Raw genomic sequence first — 19,130 nt, forward strand, 5'->3', positions numbered from 1 at the left:
CTTGGCGGTACGCGGCTACTGCGGCCGCGGACAAGGAGAGCCCGGTGGACAAGCAAGAAGGGCCAGACGCCGGAACGATTATCCGGTACGACGACCCCTGGTACGAGGCCCTCGCCGCGGGCTGGGGCGAGGGCGAGGGGGAGAGCGACGGGGCAGTCCCGGGCGTCCCCGGACCGCGTCCGGCCGGCGGTGCGGACGACGGACGGTACGGCCCCAGGGCGGCCGACATCTACCTCGAGGTGCAGCGCAGCGCCGCCTTCCAGGAGGTCCGCGGCCGCTACCGCGGATTCGTGGTCCCCGCCACCGTCGGCTTCTTGCTCTGGTACCTCGCCTACATCATCGCGGCGACCGTCGCGCCGGACCTGATGGCCCGTCCCGTCGTCGGCGCCGTCAACGTGGCCCTGCTCGCCGGACTCGGCCAGTTCCTCAGCACCTTCCTGCTGACCTGGGCCTACACGCGGCACGCGCGGCTGCGCCGGGACCGGGCGGCCCTCGACCTGCGCTGGACCGTCTTCGAGCAGGAACGGGACCAGGAGCGCACGCGGGGGGCCGGCCGGTGACCACCGAACACCAGACGCTCGCCCTCATCCTCTGCAGCCTCTTCATCGCGGTCACCCTCGGCATCACCACCTGGGTGAGCCGCAACCGGCACGGTTCGGCGGAGGAGTTCTACGCCGGGGGGCGGTTGTTCTCCCCCATGGAGAACGGATTCGCCATCGCGGGCGACTACATGTCCGCCGCGTCCTTCCTCGGGATCTCCGGTCTGATCGCCCTCTTCGGCTACGACGGCATGCTGTACTCCGTCGGCTTCCTCGTGGCCTGGCTCGTGGTGCTGTTCCTCGTCGCCGAACTGGTGCGCAACTGCGGCCGGTTCACCCTCGCCGACGTGGTCGCGTCCCGGATGAGCGAGCGGCCGGTGCGGATCGCCGCGGGCGTCTCGTCCGTCACCGTCTCGGTGCTCTACCTCGTCGCGCAGATGGTCGGCGCGGGCAGCCTGATCGGGCTGCTGCTCGGCGCTTCGAGCACCGGCGCCCGGACCTGGACCGTGATCGGGGTCGGTGCGCTGATGGTGATCTACGTGTCCTTCGGCGGCATGCGCGCCACCACCTGGATCCAGATCGTCAAGGCGGTCCTGCTGATGGGCGGGGCCGTGGCGCTCACGGTGCTCGTGCTGATCCGCTTCCACGGCGACTTCAACCAACTGCTGACCACCGCCGCCGACCGCAGCGGCCACGGCAGGAAGTTCCTGGGCCCCGGTCTGCGGTACGGCGGGGACTGGGCCGCGCGCCTGGACTTCATCAGCCTCGGGCTCGCGCTGGTCCTCGGTACCGCCGGACTGCCGCACATCCTGTCGCGCTTCTACACGGTGCCGACCGCGCGGGCGGCCCGCCGCTCGGTGGTGTGGGCGATCGGGCTCATCGGGGGCTTCTACCTGATGACCATCGTGCTCGGCTTCGGCGCGGCCGCGCTGCTGGGCCCCGACCAGGTCCGGGCCTCCAACGCCTCGGGGAACACGGCCGTTCCGCTGCTCGCGGCCCATCTCGGCGGCGGGGCCGACTCCACCGGTGGCGCCGTGCTGTTCGCGATCGTCGCCGCCATCGCGTTCGCGACGATCCTGGCCGTGGTCGCCGGGATCACGCTGGCCTCCTCCGCTTCCGTCGCGCACGACCTGTACGCCTCGCTGAAGCGGCGCCACGCCCGCCAGCGCGGCGAGGTGGCCGTGGCGAGGGCGGCGGCGGTGGGCATCGGGGCGGTGGCGATCGCGCTCGGACTGCTCGCCCAGGACCTGAACGTGGCCTTCCTGGTGGGGCTGGCCTTCGCGGTGGCCGCCTCCGCCAACCTGCCCGCCCTGCTGTACTCGCTGTTCTGGCGGGACTTCACGACGCAGGGCGCCGTCTGGGCGGTGTACGGGGGGCTCGTGCCGGCCGTGGTGCTGGTGGTCCTCTCGCCGGTGGTCTCCGGCAGCCCCGACGCATTGTTCCCGTCCGTGAACTTCCAGTACTTCCCGCTGCAGAACCCGGGGCTCGTCTCGATCCCGCTGGGCTTCCTCGCGGGCTGGCTGGGCACGGTCACCTCCGCCGAGGCGCCGGACGCGGCGCGGCACGCCGAGACGGAGGTCCGCTCCCTCACCGGGGCCGGGGCCGTGTGAGGGCTCAGGGGCGCGCGGACGGGAGCCAGGTGTAGCGGTGCTCCGGGCGGCCCGTCTCCCCGTACCGCAGGGTGAGGCGGACGCGGTCGCCGCGTTCGAGGAGCTTGAGGTAGCGCTGGGCGGTCTGGCGGCTGATGCCCGCGCGGTCGGCGATCTGCTGGGTCGACAGGGGGCCCTCGGCGGTCCGCAGGACGTGGCGGACGAGGTCGGCCGTGGTGGGGGAGTGGCCCTTGGGGAGTTCGTTGGGGGTGGCGGCCCCGGCCAGGGCGCCGAAGATCCGGTCGACCTCGGCCTGTTCGGCCTCGCCGCCTCCGCCCAGCGCGTGGCGCAGGGCCGCGTACGCCTCCAGCTTGGCGCGCAGTCCGGCGAAGGTGAACGGCTTCACCAGGTACTGGAGGGCGCCGAGCCGCATCGCCGCCTGGACCGTGGCCAGATCCCGGGCGGCCGTCACCATGATCACGTCGGTCTGGTGTCCGAGCCGGCGCAGGGTCCCGACCAGATCGAGCCCGCTTCCGTCCGGCATGTAGTGGTCCAGCAGGAGCAGGTCCACCGGCCGGTCCGGCGGGCGCGCGGTGACGAACGCCAGCGCACCGGCGGCCGAGTGCTCCTGCCCCGCGACCGCGAAGCCGGGCACCTTCGCCACGTAGGCGGCGTTGATCCGGGCCACCCGCGGATCGTCGTCCACGATCAGCACCTGGAGCGGGGAGCCGCTCATCGCAGGGCCTCCGGCAGCTCGACGGCGAACTCCGCCCCGCCGTCCGCCGCCTCACCGGCCCGGGCGCTGCCGCCCTGGCGCTGTGCGAGACGGCGTACGAGCGCCAGCCCCAGCCCGCGCTCGCGGTGCCCGCGGGGCAGCTTCGTGGACCAGCCCTCGGTGAAGATCTCCTCGCGCCGGTCGGCGGGCACTCCCGGGCCGCTGTCGCGCACCCGCAGCACGGCGGTGCGGCCCTCCGCGCGCAGCTCCACCTCGACCAGGGGCCCGGCGGAGCCGGCCGCGGCGTCCAGGGCGTTGTCGACGAGGTTGCCGACGATGGTGACGAGGCCGCCGGGATCGACCAGCCGGTCGGGCAGCAGCGTGGCGGGGGAGAGGCGCAGCGCAACGCCCCGCTCGGCGGCGACCGCGGCCTTGCCGACGAGCAGTGCGGCGAGCAGTGGATCGCGGACCTTCTCCGTGACCTGCTCTGCCGTGGTCCGGTGGACGCCCACGACCTCGGTGAGGAACGCGGAGGCCTCCTCGTGCAGGCCGAGCTCCAGCAGGCCGAGCAGGGTGTGCAGCCGGTTGGCGTGCTCGTGGTCCTGGGCGCGCAGGGCGTCGATCAGGCCGCGGGTGGAGTCGAGCTCGCGGCCCAGGTGCTCCACCTCGGTGCGGTCGCGCAGGGTGGCGACGGCGCCGCCGTCCTCGGTGGGCATGCGGTTGGCGAGCAGGACGCGGGAGCCCTGGACGGTGAGCAGGTCGCGGCCGCCGACCCGGCCCGCCAGGACGTCGGTGGTCCGCCCGGGGCCCAGGAGCTCCTCCAGGGGGCGGCCGGCCGCGCCCGGGGCGCCGGGGGCGAGGCCCAGCAGCCGGGCGGCCTCGTCGTTGACGAGGCGGACGCGGCCCGAGCGGTCCAGGGCGACCACGCCTTCGCGGATGGAGTGCAGCATCGCCTCGCGTTCGGCCAGCAGCCCGGCGATGTCCGAGAAGGCCAGGTCACGGGTCTGGCGCTGGATCCGGCGGGAGAGGACGAAAGCGGCCAGGGCGCCCACCGCCAGCGCGCCGCCCGCGTAGGCGAGCAGCCCGGGGATGGCGCCGACGAGCCGGTCCCGGACGCTGTCGTAGGCGATGCCGACCGAGACGGCGCCGACGATCTCGCCGTCGGCGGCGATCAGCGGGACCTTGCCGCGGGCGGAGCGGCCGAGGGTCCCCTCGTCGATCTCCATGACCTCGCGGCCCGCCAGCGCGTCGCCGGGGTCGGTCGAGACCGGCAGCCCGATGAGCGCGGGGCTGGGGTGGGAGCGGCGGATGCCGCGGAGGTCGATGACGACGACGTACTCCGCTCCGGTGGCGCGGCGGATCCGCTCGGCGGTGGCTTGGACGGGGCCGTCGGAGCTGGGCGGTCCGGCCAGCAGGGCGGTGGCCAGGTCGGGGTCGGCGGCGGCGCCCTGCGCGATGGCGAGGGCGCGCCGCATGGCCTGGTCGTCGAGCTGGGAGCCGAGGGGGGCCAGGAAGAGGCCCGTGGCCAGGACGGCCACCCCGGCGGCTATCGCCAGCTGGGTCAGCAGGATCTGGGAGACGGCCCGCCGGGGGCGGGCGAAGCGCCGGGCGCTCGTCGCGCTCTCGGCGCTCGTGAAGGGGATCCGCATGACTAGGAACCGTAGGGCGGCCTCCGCTTTTTGGGAATTTCCCCGATGAACGCAAGCGGCTTGCGTCGCTTGCGTGCTGCTTGCGCAAGCGAGTCAGCAGGAAAAGTGTGGTCGTGGCAGTAGACGGTTGACGAAGGCTCTGCAATTCTCGCACCGCACTACGCAAATTCCTATGTCACCCGGTTCAAAAACCATGCGAGGGGCGAGGACGTATGAGAAGGCACAGCTGGAGAAGGCGGGTCCTGGCCGCCCTGATCAGCACGGCCCTGCTGATGCTCGGAGGGCCGGCCCTGACCGCCACGGCCGCGGGCGGGCCGAGCGTCGCCGCGGGCAGGCCCGCTGCCGCGAGCAGTACCAACGGCTCCTTCACGGCCGCCAACACCACCGACGGCAACCAGTCCACCTACTGGGAGAGCGCGGGCGGCACCTTCCCGCAGTGGGTGCAGACCGACCTCGGGGCCACCACCCGGATCGATCAGGTGGTGCTGAAGCTCCCGGCCGACTGGGGGAACCGCAACCAGACGCTGTCCGTTCAAGGCAGTGCGGACGGCGCCGGCTTCAGCACCCTGGTCGGCTCGGCGACGTACGCCTTCGGCCCGGCCGGCGGGAACACGGTGACCATCGGCTTCCCGGCCACCCGGACGCGGTTCGTGCGGATCGACATCACCGCCAACACGGGCTGGCCGGCCGCCCAGCTCGCCGAACTGGAGGTCCGGACAGCCGGCGAGTCCTCGGACAACCTGGCCCTGGGCAAGACCCTGACCGCCAGCAGCGCCACCCAGACCTACGTGGCCTCCAACGCCAACGACGGCAACCGGGCCAGCTACTGGGAGAGCGCCAACAACGCGCTGCCGCAATGGATCCAGGCCGACCTCGGGGCATCGCTGCGCGTGGACCGCGTGGTCCTGCGGCTGCCCGAGAACTGGGGCGCCCGCAGCCAGACCCTGAAGCTCCAGGGCAGTGCCAACGGCACCGACTTCACCGACCTGACCGCGTCCAAGGCCTACGACTTCACCGCGGCCAACGGCAACGCGGTGCCGGTCGCCTTCGACGCCACCACCACCCGCTACCTCCGGGTCCTGATAGCGCAGAACAGCGTCCAGCCCGGCGGCCAGCTGTCCGAGCTGGAGATCTACGGTCCCCGGACCGGCGACACCCAGGCACCGAGCGCCCCCACCGCGCTGGCCTACACCGAGCCCGCCACCGGGCAGATCAAGCTCACCTGGCAGGCCGCCACCGACAACGTCGGCGTCACCGGCTACGACGTCTACGCCAACAACCAGCTGCGCACCAGCGTCGCGGGCAACGTCACCACCTACACCGACACCCAGCCCACCGGCACGGGCGTGACCTACTACGTCCGCGCCAAGGACGCCGCCGGCAACCAGTCGCCGAACAGCAACAGCGTGACGCGCGCCGGTGACACCGGTGACACCCAGGCGCCGACCGCTCCGGGCGCCCTGTCCTTCACCGAGCCCGCCACCGGGCAGATCAAGCTCACCTGGCAGGCCTCCAGCGACAACGTCGGCGTCACCGGCTACGAGGTCTACGCGAACAACCAGCCGCGCGCCACGGTCGCGGGCAGCGTCACGACCTACACCGACACCCAGCCCGCCGGCGCGAGCGTGACCTACGTGGTCCGCGCCAAGGACGCGGCGGGCAACCGTTCCGGCGACAGCAACTCCGTCACGCGCAACGGCACCGGAGGCGGGGGCTCCAACCTCGCCGTCGGCAAGGCGATCACCGGTTCCTCCGTGGCCAACGCCTTCGTCGCGGAGAACGCCAACGACAACGACACCGCCACCTACTGGGAAGGCGCGGGCGGCGCCTACCCGAGCACCCTGACGGTCAAGCTCGGCGCCAACGCCGATGTGGACCGCCTCGTCCTCAAACTGAACCCGGACAGCAGCTGGGGCGCCCGCACCCAGCGCATCGAAGTGCTCGGCCGCGAGCAGGGCGCCGCGGGCGTCACCAGCATGGTCGCCGCCAAGGACTACGTCTTCGACCCGGCGTCCGGCAACACCGTCACGCTCGCCCTGAGCGCCCGCGTCGCGGACGTGCAACTGCGCTTCACCGCCAACAGCGGGGCCGGCAACGGCCAGATCGCGGAGTTCCAGGTCATCGGCGTCCCGGCGCCCAACCCCGACCTGCAGATCAGCGCACTGAGCGCCGCGCCGGCGGCCCCGGTCGAGTTGGACACCGTCACGCTGTCCGCGACCGTGCGCAACAGCGGACCGGCCGCGGCCGCCGCCACCGCGGTGACGTTCCGGCTCGGCGGTTCCACGATCGCCACCGCCGCCGTCCCGGCCCTCGCGGCGGGAGCGCAGGCGAACGTCAGCGCCGCCATCGGCCCGCGCGACGCGGGCAGCTACCCGCTGAGCGCGGTCGTCGACGAGGCGAACGCCGTCATCGAGCAGAACGACACCAACAACACCTTCACGGGGCCGCCGCTGGTCGTCCGCCCGGTGGACAGCTCCGACCTGGTGGCCGCGGCCGTCAACTGGACCCCGAGCGCACCGGCCGCGGGCCAGAGCGTCAGCTTCTCCGTCACCGTGAAGAACCAGGGCACCGCGGCGGCCGCCGCCGGCTCCCACGGCATCACGCTCACCCTGCAGGACGCGAACGGCGCCACCGTCCGCACCCTCACCGGTTCCTTCAACGGCGCCCTCGCGGCCGGCGCGGCCGCGGCCCCGGTCACCCTCGGCAGCTGGCCCGCGGCCAACGGCAAGTACACCGTCAAGGTGGTGCTCGCCGACGACGCCAATGAACTGCCCGTCAAGCGCGCCAACAACAACAGCGCCACGTCCTTCTTCGTGGGCCGCGGAGCGAACCTGCCCTTCGACACCTACGAGGCGGAGGACGGCGTCGTCGGCGGCGGTGCGAGCGTGGTCGGCCCGAACCGCACCATCGGTGACATCGCGGGCGAGGCTTCCGGCCGCAAGGCGGTCAGCCTGGACGCGACCGGCGAATACGTCGAGTTCACCACCCGGGCCGCCACCAACACCCTGGTCACCCGCTTCTCCATCCCGGACGCTCCGGGCGGCGGCGGCATCGACTCCACCATCGACGTCTACGTCAACGGCGCCCTGAAGAAGGCCCTGCCGCTGACCTCCAAGTACGCCTGGCTGTACGGCGCCGAGGCCTCCCCGGGGAACTCGCCCGGCTCCGGCGCCCCGCGGCACATCTACGACGAGGCGAGCATCCTGCTCGGCGAGACCGTCCCGGCCGGCAGCAGGATCCGCCTCCAGAAGGACGCGGCCAACACCTCCACCTACGCGATCGACTTCGTCAGCCTGGAACAGGCCGCGGCGGTCCCCAACCCGGACCCGGCCGCGTACGCCGTGCCGGGCGGATTCGGCCACCAGGACGTGCAGAACGCCCTGGACAAGGTCCGCATGGACACCACCGGCAAGCTCGTCGGCGTGTACCTGCCGCCGGGCGACTACGACACGGCGAGCAAGTTCCAGGTGTACGGCAAGGCCGTGCAGGTGGTCGGCGCGGGCCCGTGGTTCACCCGCTTCCACGCACCCGCCACCCAGGACAACACCGACATCGGCTGGCGGGCGGAGGGCACGGCCAAGGGTTCGTCCTTCTCCGGCTTCGCCTACTTCGGCAACTACACCTCGCGGATCGACGGCCCGGGCAAGGTCTTCGACTTCTCCAACGTCACCGACATCACCATCGACAACGTCTGGAACGAGCACACGGTGTGCCTCTACTGGGGCGCCAACACCGACCGGATCACCATCAAGAACGCGCGGATCCGCGACACCTTCGCCGACGGCATCAACATGACCAACGGCAGTACGGACAACCTCGTCTCCAACAACGAGGCGCGCTCCACGGGCGACGACAGCTTCGCGCTGTTCTCCGCGATCGACGCGGGCGGCGCGGACATGAAGAACAACGTGTACGAGAACCTGACCACGCTCCTGACCTGGCGCGCGGCCGGAGTCGCCGTCTACGGCGGCTTCAACAACACCTTCCGCAACATCCTCATCGCGGACACCCTCGTCTACTCGGGCATCACGATCAGCTCGCTGGACTTCGGGTATCCCATGAACGGATTCGGCACCGACCCGACGACCTTCGAGAACATCTCGATCGTGCGCGCGGGCGGCCACTTCTGGGGAGCGCAGACCTTCCCCGGGATCTGGATCTTCTCCGCATCGAAGGTGTTCCAGGGGATCCGGATCAACAACGTCGACATCGTCGATCCGACCTACAGCGGCATCATGTTCCAGACCCAGTACATCGGAGGACAGCCGGTCAATCCCATCAAGGACACGGTCCTGCGGGACATCACCATCACGGGCGCCAGGAAGAGCGGTGACGCCTACGATGCCAAGTCGGGATTCGGCCTCTGGGCCAATGAGATGCCGGAAGCGGGACAGGGGCCGGCGGTCGGAGAGGTCGAGATCCACAACCTCAGGACGAGCGGCAACGCCGTGGACGTGCGCAACACGACCACGACGCTGAAGATCAACCAGCTGCCGTAGACGGACCCGAAGAGGGCCGAAGACCAGCGCAAGCGGCTTGCACCGCTTGCGCTAGTCTTGCGCTCATGACGCGACGACTTGCTCAGGTAGCGAAGAAGGTGGGAGTCAGCGAGGCCACGGTCAGCCGGGTGCTCAACGGCAAGCCGGGCGTCTCGGACGCGACCCGCCAGTCCGTGCTCACCGCCCTCGACGTCCTCGGCTACGAGCGGCCCACCCAGCTGCGCGGCGAGCGCGCCCGCCTCGTGGGCCTGGTCCTGCCCGAACTCCAGAACCCCATCTTCCCTGCCTTCGCCGAGGTGATCGGCGGCGCCCTGGCCCAGCAGGGCCTGACCCCGGTGCTCTGCACCCAGACCACGGGCGGCGTCTCCGAGGCGGACTACGTCGAGCTGCTGCTCCAGCAGCAGGTCTCCGGCGTGGTCTTCGCCGGCGGCCTCTTCGCGCAGGCCGACGCCCCGCACGAGCACTACCGGCTGCTGTCCGACCGCAAGGTTCCGGTGGTGCTGATCAACGCCTCGATCGAGGACCTCGGCTTCCCCTGCGTGGCCTGTGACGACGCCGTCGCGGTCGAACAGGCCTGGCGCCACCTGGCCTCGCTCGGGCACGAGCGGATCGGGCTGGTGCTGGGGCCGCCCGACCACATGCCCTCGCTGCGCAAGCTCACCGCCGCGCAGGCCGTCGCCGCGGCGGCCGGGACCGAGCTGCCCGCCGCCCACGTCGAGCGGGCGCTGTTCTCCCTGGAGGGCGGCCACGCGGCCGCCTCGCGCCTGCTGGACCGCGGGGTCACCGGCATCATCTGCGCGAGCGATCCGCTGGCCCTGGGCGCCGTACGGGCCGCCCGCCGCCGGGGGCTGGCCGTACCGCGCCAGGTCTCCGTGGTGGGCTACGACGATTCGGCGTTCATGAACTGCACGGAGCCCCCGCTCACCACCGTCCGCCAGCCCATCGAGGCCATGGGCCGGGCCGCCGTGGAGCTGCTGACGGCGCAGATCCACGGCGCCGCCGTGCAGCCCGGCGAGCTGCTCTTCGAGCCGGAGCTGGTGGTCCGCGGCTCCACCGCGCAGGCCCCGCGCGACTAGGCGCAGCCGGCGCGACCCGCCCCGACAGGGCCCTCGTACGTTCATGCGACGTACGAGGGCCCTGTTTTTGCGTTCCAGAATGCACCCAGCTCGGCTCTGGTTGTCAATCTATTACGAAATCTGCGCGAGATATTGCGTTCATCTGTGGCTGGTGGTTGAGTGTGCCGCGCTCGTCCCCCCGCACTCCTGCTCGATGCTCGAAGGGGTCCACCGATGAGAAGCAGCACCCGCCGCCCCGTCGCGGCCGCCCTCGTCTCCGCGCTCGCCGTCACCGCCCTCGCGGCCTGCGGTACGAGCAGCGTCGGCGACGGCACGGCGGACAAGGCGGCGCCCGGCGCCGCGGCCGACGCCTCCGCACCGCTCGACCCGAAGACCAAGGTCGCGCTCACCATCGACTGCATGCCGCCCGCGGCCAAGGCGGCCGAGCTGAAGGAGTGGAAGGAGGACGTCGCGGCGTTCGGGAAGATCTACCCCCACGTCACCATCGACGGCCGTTCGACTCCCGGCCAGTGCCTGGAGCCGCCGCGGTTCACCGCGATGCTCAAGGCCAAGTCGCAACCGGACGTGTTCTACACGTACTTCACGGACCTGGCGCAGGTGCGGGAGAACGACGGGGCCGAGGACATCTCCGCGTACGTCACGCCGAAGTCGGTCCCCGCGCTCGACTCCCTCGACAAGAACGTCATGAACGTCCTGAAGCAGGACGGCAAGCTCTACGGCCTGCCGACCAGCAACTACACGATGGGCCTGCTCATCAACCGCAAGCTCTTCACCCAGGCCGGGCTGGATCCCGACGCCCCGCCGCGGACCTGGGACGAGGTCCGCGCGGCCGCCAGGAAGATCGCGGCCCTCGGCAACGGCACCGCGGGCTTCGGCGAGTACAGCGTGGAGAACACCGGCGGCTGGCACTACACCGCCACCCTCTACGGCATGGGCGGCGACGTCGTCGGGGCCGACGGCAAGGCCGCCTTCAACAACCCCACGGGCCGGCAGATCGTCGAGAACCTCAAGGCCATGCGCTGGCAGGACGACAGCATGGGCAAGACCCAGCTGCTCAAGTGGGGCGACCTGCAGAAGCAGATGGCCTCCGACAAGCTCGGCATGTTCATCGCCGCCCCCGACGACATCACGTACATGGTCCAGCAGCTCGGAGCGAAGTACGACAACTTCGGCATGGGACCGCTGCCCGGCGGCGCGGCCACGCTCTTCGGCGGCAACGCCTACATGATCAAGAAGGGCAGCTCGCCCGACAAGATCAAGGCGGCCGTCGCCTGGCTCAACTTCAAGACCCTCACGGTCGGCAAGGGCCAGTTCGACTTCGCGCGCAGCAAGGCCGACGGCCTCCCGGTCGGCCTGCCGCAGCCCGCCTTCTTCACCGGCGCCGCCAAGGAGCAGAGTGACGCGCTGAAGGCGGCGAGCGCGACGATGCCGGTCGCCAACTTCAAGCCCTTCCTGGACAACCCGGTGCCGCCGAAGGCCGAGCCCGCCAAGGCCCAGGAGGTCTACAAGGTGCTCGACAAGGTGATGTCCGGGGTCCTCACCAACAAGGACGCCGACCCAGCGAAGCTCCTCGGCGACGCCGAGAAGGCGGTCAACCAGGTGCTGGGCAACCAGTAGGCCGCCGGGCGGGACCGGACCCTCCCCGGCCGGGTCCCGCCCCGCTCGCCCACCCACCCGTCCGCCCCGCCGTGTTCAGCCAGCCCTGCGACCGACCAAGGAGCGGTGATGTCGGCCCCCACCCTGCCCCAATCCCGGGAAGCCTTCGTCCGGGCACTCAAGCGGAACGTCTCCGCCCACGGGTTCCTGATCGGCGCGGTCCTCTGCTTCGCCTTCTTCTCCTGGTACCCGATGGTCCGGGAGTTCCTCCTGGCCTTCCAGAAGACCGAGAACGGCGCCACCACCTGGGCCGGATTCGACAATTTCCGCTACGTCTTCAACGACCCGGGCTTCTGGCAGGCCTGGCGCAACACCCTGCTGTTCACCGGCCTCGCCCTGGTCCTCGGCTTCCTGGTGCCCTTCGTCGTCGCGGTCGTCCTCAACGAATTCCGCCACGCACAGGGCTTTTTGCGGCTGCTCGTCTACCTTCCGGTGATGATGCCGCCGGTCGCCTCGGTGCTGCTGTTCAAATACTTCTACGACCCCGGCTACGGACTCTTCAACCGGATCCTGGTGCTCCTGCACCTGCCGGCCCAGGACTGGCTCCAGTCCCCCGACACCGCCATGCTCTCCGTGGTCCTCGCCGCCACCTGGATGAACATGGGCGGCGCGACCCTGATCTACCTGGCCGCCCTCCAGGGCATCCCGGGCGAACTCTACGAGGCCGCCGAACTCGACGGCGCGGGCCTGCTCCGCAAGATCTGGCACGTCACCGTCCCGCAGACCAAACTCATCCTCTCCCTGATGCTGCTCATGCAGATCATCGCGACGATGCAGGTGTTCGTGGAGCCGTTCCTGCTCACCGGCGGCGCCGGACCCGAGGGCTCCACGACGACCGTGGTGGTCCTCATCTACCAGTACGCCTTCAACTTCAACCAGTACGGCGGCGCCGCGGCCCTGGGCCTGTGCCTGCTCGTCCTGCTCGCCGGCTTCTCCGCCGCGTACGTCCGGCTGAGCCGCGACAACGAGAACTGACACGAGACGAGCCCGGACGAGCCCGGACTGCACGGGACGAGCGAGCAGGACAGGAGCCCCGAACATGGCAGAGCGCACGCTGATCTCCCCGGCCCGACGCGGCCGGACCCGGGGGAAGATCCTCTACTGGACGGTCCTCGCCCTGACCGTCGCCGCCTTCACCCTCGTCTTCCTCGGACCCCTGTACTGGATGGTCGCGAACGGCCTCAAGAGCACCGAGGAGTTCGCCGAGGTGCCGCCCACCCTGGTGCCCGGCTCCCTGCACACCGCCAACTACACCAGCGCCTGGAAGGTCATGGATCTGGCCCGGCTGCTGTTCAACACCGTCTACTACGCCGTCGGCGCGCTGGTCTTCCAGCTCGTCCTCGACGTCGCCGCCGCCTACTCGCTCTCCCGGCTGCGCCCCGTCTTCGGCAAGGCGGTCCTCGGGATGATGCTGGCGACGCTGATGATCCCGGCCACCGTGCTCGTCGTACCCCAGTACCTGACCGTCCTGGACATGCCGCTCATCCGGCGGAACCTGCTCGACACCCCCTGGGTGATCTGGCTGCCGTCCGTGACGAACGCCTTCAACATCTTCCTGCTGAAGCGGTTCTTCGACTCGATCCCCCAGGAGATCCTCGACGCCGCCTCCATCGACGGGGCGAGCGCCCTGCGCACCCTGCGCTCCGTCGTCCTGCCGATGTCCCGCCCCATCCTCGGCGTCGTCTCCATCTTCGCGGTCGTCGGCGTGTGGAAGGACTTCCTCTGGCCGATGCTCACCCTGCCGGACCCGGCCCTGCAGACGCTCAACGTCGGCATCTACTCCCTGTCGACGGGAGTGCCGGAGAACCACCTGATCGCGGCGCTCGCCATGGCCTGCGCACCCACCCTCGTCGTGTTCCTGATCTTCCAGCGCAACATCATGAGCGGCCTCACGGCGGGCTCCCTCAAGGGCTGACCACCCTTGCGCCCGCCCCGTGTGAAAGGACCACCCCTCGTGGCCGACTTTCCCCTGCCCGCAGCCGCCGCCGACGCCGACTGGTGGCGCAGCGCGGCGATCTACCAGGTCTACCCGCGCAGCTTCGCCGACGGCGACGGCGACGGCACCGGAGACCTCGCGGGTGTCCGCGCCAAGCTGCCCTACCTCGCCGAACTCGGCGTCGACGCGCTGTGGTTCACGCCCTGGTACCTGTCCCCGCTCGCCGACGGCGGCTACGACGTGGCCGACTACCGCACCATCGACCCCGCCTTCGGCACCCTGGACGAAGCCGAGAAGCTCATCGCCGAGGCCACCGGACTGGGCCTGCGCACCATCGTCGACATCGTCCCGAACCACGTCTCCGACCAGCACGCCTGGTTCCGGGCCGCGCTCGCCGCGGGCCCCGGCAGCCCCGAGCGAGCGCTCTTCCACTTCCGGCCCGGCCGCGGCGAGCACGGCGAACTGCCCCCGGGCGACTGGCCCTCGCAGTTCGCCGGGGCGACCTGGACGCGGGTACCGGACGGGGAGTGGTACCTGCACCTGTTCACCCCCGAGCAGCCCGACCTCAACTGGGCCCACCCCGCCGTGCGCCGCGAGCACGAGGAGGTCCTGCGCTTCTGGTTCGAACGCGGCGTGGCGGGCGTACGGATCGACTCCGCCGCCCTGCTCGCGAAGGACCCGGCCCTGCCCGACCTGGCGGGCCGCCCCGGCGAACCCTGGCCCGGCGAGGTGCACCCCTACATCGACCGGGACGAACTGCACGAGATCTACCGCTCCTGGCGGGCCATCGCCGACGAGTTCGGCGCGGTCTTCGTCGGCGAGGTCTGGCTGCCCGACTCCGAGCGCTTCGCCCGCTACCTGCGGCCCGACGAACTGCACACGGCCTTCAACTTCTCCTTCCTGAGCTGTCCCTGGGACGCCCGCCGGCTGCGGACCTCCATCGACGAGACCCTCGCCGAGCACGCCCCGGTCGGAGCCCCCGCCACGTGGGTGCTCTGCAACCACGACGTCACCCGCACCGTGACGCGGTACGGACGCCGGGACACCGGATTCGACTTCGCAGCCAAGGTCTTCGGCACCCCCACCGACCTGGCCCTCGGCACCCGCCGGGCACGCGCCGCGGCCCTGCTGACCCTCGCCCTGCCCGGCGCGGTCTACGTGTACCAGGGCGAGGAACTCGGCCTGCCGGAGGCCGACGTCCCGCTCGACCGGATCCAGGACCCCATGCACTTCCGCTCCGGCGGCCGCGACCCCGGCCGCGACGGCTGCCGGGTGCCGCTGCCCTGGACCGCCGAGCCGTGGCACGACCCGTGGCTGCCCCAGCCGGACGACTGGGCGACGTACGCCGCCGACCGGCAGGCCACCGATCCGGAGTCGATGCTCACCCTCTACCGCCTCGCCCTCGGCCTGCGCCGGGCCGCGCGCGGCTTCGGGGCGGGCTCGATGACGTGGCTGCCCACCCCGGACGGGGTACTGGCCTTCGCCCGCCCCGACGGCCTGGTCTGCGTGGTCAACCTGTCCGCCGCGCCCGTACCCCTGCCCGCTCCCGCCGAACTCCTGCTGAGCAGCGCCCCCCTGGACGCCGCGGGGCTGCTCCCGCAGGACACGGCGGCCTGGCTGCGGACCTGACGCCGCAGCCGGGCCGCCGGTACCCCCCAGTCCGCCGTGCACTTCCCCCCACGCATGGAGAGGCCCCCGCATGAGTCGTACACGTCGCACGAGCCCCAGGACACCAACGCGAGGCAGGCCGGCGCGCGCCGCGCTGCTCGCCGCCCTGGCCACGGCCCTCCTCGGTACCGCCGCCCTGCCCGTCCTCACCGCCGCGGCCCCGGCCGCGGCGGCCGCTCCCGCCGCGCTGTCGCCCCTGGACGTCCCCGGGCGCGGGGCCGCCGTCCCCTTCACCGAACAGGAGGCGGAGCGGGCGGCCACCACCGGCTCGGTGATCGGCCCGGACCGCACCTACACGACCCTGCCCGCGGAGGCCTCCGGCCGCAGCGCGGTCCGGCTGGACGCGGCGGGGGAGTACGTCGAGTTCACCCTGACCAAACCCGCCAACGCGATGAACGTCCGCTACTCGGTCCCCGACAACGCGGCCGGTACGGGCATCACGGCCCCCGTGGAACTCGCCCTGGACGGGGCCAGGCTCAAGGACCTGGACTTCACCTCGAAGTACAGCTGGTATTACGGCAGCTACCCCTTCACCAACCAGCCCGGCGAGAAGCCGCACCACTTCTACGAGGAGACCCGCACCCTGTTCGGGAAGACCCTCCCCGCCGGTGCCAAGGTCAGGCTCACGCTGGCCCGGACCGCGGCCACCCCCTGGGCGGTGGTGGACCTCGCCGACTTCGAGCAGGTCGCCGCCCCGGCCGGCCGGCCCGCGGGCTCGCTGTCGGTGACCGACTTCGGAGCCGACCCGAACGGCTCCGCCGACTCCACGGCGGCCTTCCAGAGCGCCGTGGACGCCGGAGCGGCCCAGTCGAAGGAGGTGTGGATACCGCAGGGCACCTTCAAGCTCACCGATCACGTGGTCGTGGACAAGGTGACATTGCGCGGCGCCGGACCCTGGTACTCCGTCCTCACCGGCCGGCACCCCACCGACCGCGCCCGCGCCGCGGGGATCTACGGCAAGTACGTGCGCGGCGGCGGGTACGGCGGCCAGATCCGTCCGTACGAGGACAACGGCCCCAGCCGGGGCGTGACGCTCAAGGGCTTCGCGATCATCGGCGAAATCGGTGACCGGGTGGACGACGACCAGGTCAACGCCATCGGCGGGGCCATGACGGATTCCGTCGTCGACGACGTCTGGATGCAGCGGACCAAGGTCGGCGCCTGGATGGACGGCCCGATGGACAACTTCCACATCAGGAACAGCCGGATCCTCGACCAGAGCGCGGACGGCGTGAACTTCCACTGGGGCGTCACGCACTCCTCGGTCGAGAACACCTTCCTGCGCAACACCGGTGACGACGGCCTGGCCATGTGGGCCGACACCAAGGCGAACGTGGGGAACTCCTTCAGCCGCAACACGGTGGTGGCGCCGATCCTCGCCAACAACATCGCGGTCTACGGCGGCAAGGACATCAGCGTCACCGACAACGTGGCCGCCGAGACCCTGACCAACGGCGGCGGCCTGCACGTCGGCAACCGCTACCCCGGCGTCACCGCGGGCCAGGGCACCGATGTCCAGGGCACCTTCACGCTCGCCCGCAACACCCTGATCAGGACGGGGAACACGGACTACGGGTGGAGCTTCCCGATCGGGGCGGTGTGGTTCGACAGCCGGAACAGCTCCATCGACAAGGCCGCGATCAACGTGACCGACAGCGACATCCTGGACAGCTCCTACGCGGCGGTCCACTTCGTCTCCGGCACCACCAAGGGCGTCCACTTCGACGGCGTGAACATCGACGGGACGGGGACGTTCGCGCTCCAGTTCAACGACCCCGCCGAACTGTCCATGACCAACGTCAGGGCCACCCGGATCGGCTTCGGCGAGCCCGTCTACAGCTGCCTCGGCGCACAGCTCAAGCTGACCCAGGGAAGCGGGAACTCCGGTTGGAACGCGAAGCTCCCGAGCACCTACTGCGGGCCCTTCCCGCCCGCCGCCCAGCCGCCGGGACCGGATCCGACGCCCACGCCGACGGCCCCCACGCCGACCCCGACGGTTCCCACGCCCACCCCGACCCCCACTCCCACCACGCCCGATCCGACGCGCAACCTGCTGCGGGGCCGCCCGGTGACCGAGACCTCCCACACCCAGGTCTACGACGCGGCCAAAGCCGTCGACGGTGACCCGGGCAGCTACTGGGAGAGCGCCAACAACGCCTTCCCGCAATCGCTCACGGCCGACCTGCGCGCCACCGCTCAGGTGCGGCGGATCGTGCTCAAGCTTCCCCCGTCGGCCGCCTGGGGCGCCCGTACCCAGACCCTCGCGGTCCTCGGCAGCGCCGACGGGGCGGCCTTCACCACCCTGCTGGGCGCCCGCGACCAGCGCTTCGACCCGGCCAACGGCAACCAGGTGACCCTCACCCTCCCGGCGGGCACCGAAGCACGCCACCTACGGGTGACCGTCACCGGCAACACCGGCTGGCCGGCCGGTCAGATCGGCGAGTTCGAGGCCTACGCGGGCTGATCGGCCCCTCGCGACCCGGCCCCTCGCTCCCCCCGCGCGTCCGGCGGGCCCCGCCCGTCACGGCATCGGCTGTGGCGGGCGGGGCCCGTGGTAGAGCCCGCTCGGCCGCATCCGCAGCGGCTGCTCCTGGTACTCCTCCAGCGCGTGCGCGATCCAGCCCGCCGTACGGGCCACCGCGAAGACGCTCTCCCCGGCCTCCGCCGGCATCCCGCAGGACACCGTCAGCACGGCCAGGGCCAGGTCCACGTTCGCGTGCAGACCCGCTCGGCGCGCCGCGGTCGTGGCGACCACGTCCCGGGCGGCCGCGAGCGCGGGCCCGGCCTGCGGCAACGCCTCCAGCCGCGCGAACAGGGCCGTGGCCCGCGGGTCCTCGCCCCGGTAGAGCCGGTGCCCGAGCCCCGGCACCCGGCGTCCGGCCCGCAGGTGGTCGGCGACCACGGGCGCGGCCCCGCCCCGTTCGACCACCTCCACCAGCATCCGGTGCGCGAGCCGCCCGGCCGCGCCGTGCAAGGGCCCTTCCAGCGCGCCGAGTCCGGCCGACACGACCGCGTACGGATGCGCCCGCGCCGAGGCCGCCACCCGGACCGCCAGGGTCGACGCGGCCAGATCGTGGTCGATCAGCAGCGCCAGCGCCAGGTCCAGCACCTCCAGCGCGGCCGGGTCGGCCTCCCGCTCGGTCAGCCTGCTCCACAGCTGCCAGGAGAGCGGCCCGGTCCCGCGGTGCGCCCGCCCCACCACCGGCAGGGCGCCCACCAGGGTGGGGATCAGGCAGCGGGCCGAGCCGAGCACGGCCTCCTCGGACAGGTCGAAGCGCAGCGGATCGGCGACGGCGGCAGCCGCCGTCGCGACCCGCAGCCGGTCCAGCGGGCCGCTGTGCTCCGGCAGGGCCGCCACCGGCCGCCGGGCGGCGGCCAGCATCTGCTCCGGCGCCTCGAAGCGGATCCCGCGGCGCAGGACGCCGGTCCACAGCCAGTCGGCGACCTCCTCGTACGAGTGGCGGGCGGCCAGTTCGGTCGCGTCCACCCCCCGGTACCAGTAGCGGTCGTCCTCGATCAGGGTGATGCCGGTGCGCACGGCGAGTCCGCCGCCCGCGGCGGCGGGCTGGGGGAGCGCGGCCTCCCGGCGGGTGCGGCGCGCCAGCTCCTCGACCTCCCGGGCGGCGAAGCTGCTGCCCCGGCCGACGGGATCGCGGCGACTGGTGAGCTGGCCCCGGCTGACGTACGCGTACACCGTCGCGGGTTTCACCCCGAGCAGTTCGGCGGCCTGCCGGGTGGTGAGCCGCCGCTCTTCACCCGGGTGCTCACCGGAAAGGTCGTGATCCATGGATCCAGCCTACATA

At 71.8% G+C, this 19,130-nt stretch carries 12 protein-coding genes; 9 read left to right on the top strand and 3 right to left on the bottom strand.

Features of this window, described 5'->3' with window-relative positions:
- Window positions 1-44 precede the first annotated feature (44 nt).
- Both AC0693_RS20160 and AC0693_RS20165 read left to right on the top strand, forming a co-directional pair.
- A complete protein-coding gene (locus AC0693_RS20160; protein ID WP_356406153.1) occupies window positions 45-560 on the top strand; it encodes a DUF485 domain-containing protein in 516 nt (171 codons plus the stop codon).
- On the top strand, window positions 557-2,149 hold the full coding sequence (locus tag AC0693_RS20165; RefSeq protein WP_478802449.1) for a solute symporter family protein: 1,593 nt from the start codon (window positions 557-559) through the stop codon (window positions 2,147-2,149). Before AC0693_RS20160 ends, AC0693_RS20165 begins: the two co-directional genes overlap by 4 nt.
- A 4-nt stretch (window positions 2,150-2,153) precedes the next feature.
- Here the strand turns inward: AC0693_RS20165 and AC0693_RS20170 are convergent, their stop codons facing one another.
- Both AC0693_RS20170 and AC0693_RS20175 read right to left on the bottom strand, forming a co-directional pair.
- On the bottom strand, window positions 2,154-2,864 hold the full coding sequence (locus AC0693_RS20170) for a DUF7342 family protein (RefSeq protein WP_468465013.1): 711 nt from the start codon (window positions 2,862-2,864) through the stop codon (window positions 2,154-2,156).
- The gene (locus AC0693_RS20175) at window positions 2,861-4,492 is read right to left on the bottom strand and encodes an ATP-binding protein (protein ID WP_469319009.1); all 1,632 of its coding nucleotides are present in this window, start codon (window positions 4,490-4,492) and stop codon (window positions 2,861-2,863) included. Before AC0693_RS20175 ends, AC0693_RS20170 begins: the two co-directional genes overlap by 4 nt.
- 212 nt (window positions 4,493-4,704) lie before the next feature.
- On the opposite strand from AC0693_RS20175, the gene AC0693_RS20180 reads away from it, so the two are divergent.
- The 7 genes from AC0693_RS20180 to AC0693_RS20210 all read left to right on the top strand — a co-directional run bounded on the left by AC0693_RS20180 (window position 4,705) and on the right by AC0693_RS20210 (window position 17,791).
- Entirely contained in the window at window positions 4,705-8,991 is a 4,287-nt protein-coding gene (locus AC0693_RS20180) for a discoidin domain-containing protein (RefSeq protein ID WP_478802450.1), read from the top strand.
- 65 nt (window positions 8,992-9,056) lie between these two features.
- On the top strand, window positions 9,057-10,067 hold the full coding sequence (locus tag AC0693_RS20185; RefSeq protein ID WP_356406163.1) for a LacI family DNA-binding transcriptional regulator: 1,011 nt from the start codon (window positions 9,057-9,059) through the stop codon (window positions 10,065-10,067).
- A gap of 213 nt (window positions 10,068-10,280) precedes the next feature.
- Window positions 10,281-11,684: an ABC transporter substrate-binding protein gene (locus AC0693_RS20190; RefSeq protein ID WP_478802451.1), complete on the top strand. Its 1,404-nt coding sequence runs from the start codon at window positions 10,281-10,283 to the stop codon at window positions 11,682-11,684.
- Between the two features lie 108 nt (window positions 11,685-11,792).
- Window positions 11,793-12,698: a carbohydrate ABC transporter permease gene (locus AC0693_RS20195; RefSeq protein ID WP_478802452.1), complete on the top strand. Its 906-nt coding sequence runs from the start codon at window positions 11,793-11,795 to the stop codon at window positions 12,696-12,698.
- 64 nt (window positions 12,699-12,762) lie between these two features.
- Complete coding sequence (locus tag AC0693_RS20200; protein WP_469319610.1) at window positions 12,763-13,638, top strand: carbohydrate ABC transporter permease; 876 nt, start codon at window positions 12,763-12,765, stop codon at window positions 13,636-13,638.
- Between the two features lie 39 nt (window positions 13,639-13,677).
- Window positions 13,678-15,288, top strand: a complete 1,611-nt coding sequence (locus AC0693_RS20205) for a glycoside hydrolase family 13 protein (protein ID WP_478802453.1) — start codon at window positions 13,678-13,680, stop codon at window positions 15,286-15,288.
- A 70-nt stretch (window positions 15,289-15,358) separates the two neighbouring features.
- On the top strand, window positions 15,359-17,791 hold the full coding sequence (locus AC0693_RS20210) for a discoidin domain-containing protein (RefSeq protein WP_478802454.1): 2,433 nt from the start codon (window positions 15,359-15,361) through the stop codon (window positions 17,789-17,791).
- 57 nt (window positions 17,792-17,848) lie between these two features.
- On the opposite strand, the gene AC0693_RS20215 is transcribed toward AC0693_RS20210, so the two are convergent.
- The gene (locus AC0693_RS20215) at window positions 17,849-19,114 is read right to left on the bottom strand and encodes a citrate synthase (protein WP_469338588.1); all 1,266 of its coding nucleotides are present in this window, start codon (window positions 19,112-19,114) and stop codon (window positions 17,849-17,851) included.
- Window positions 19,115-19,130: the final 16 nt, after the last annotated feature.

Source organism: Streptomyces sp. NPDC043876 (assembly GCF_056435825.1).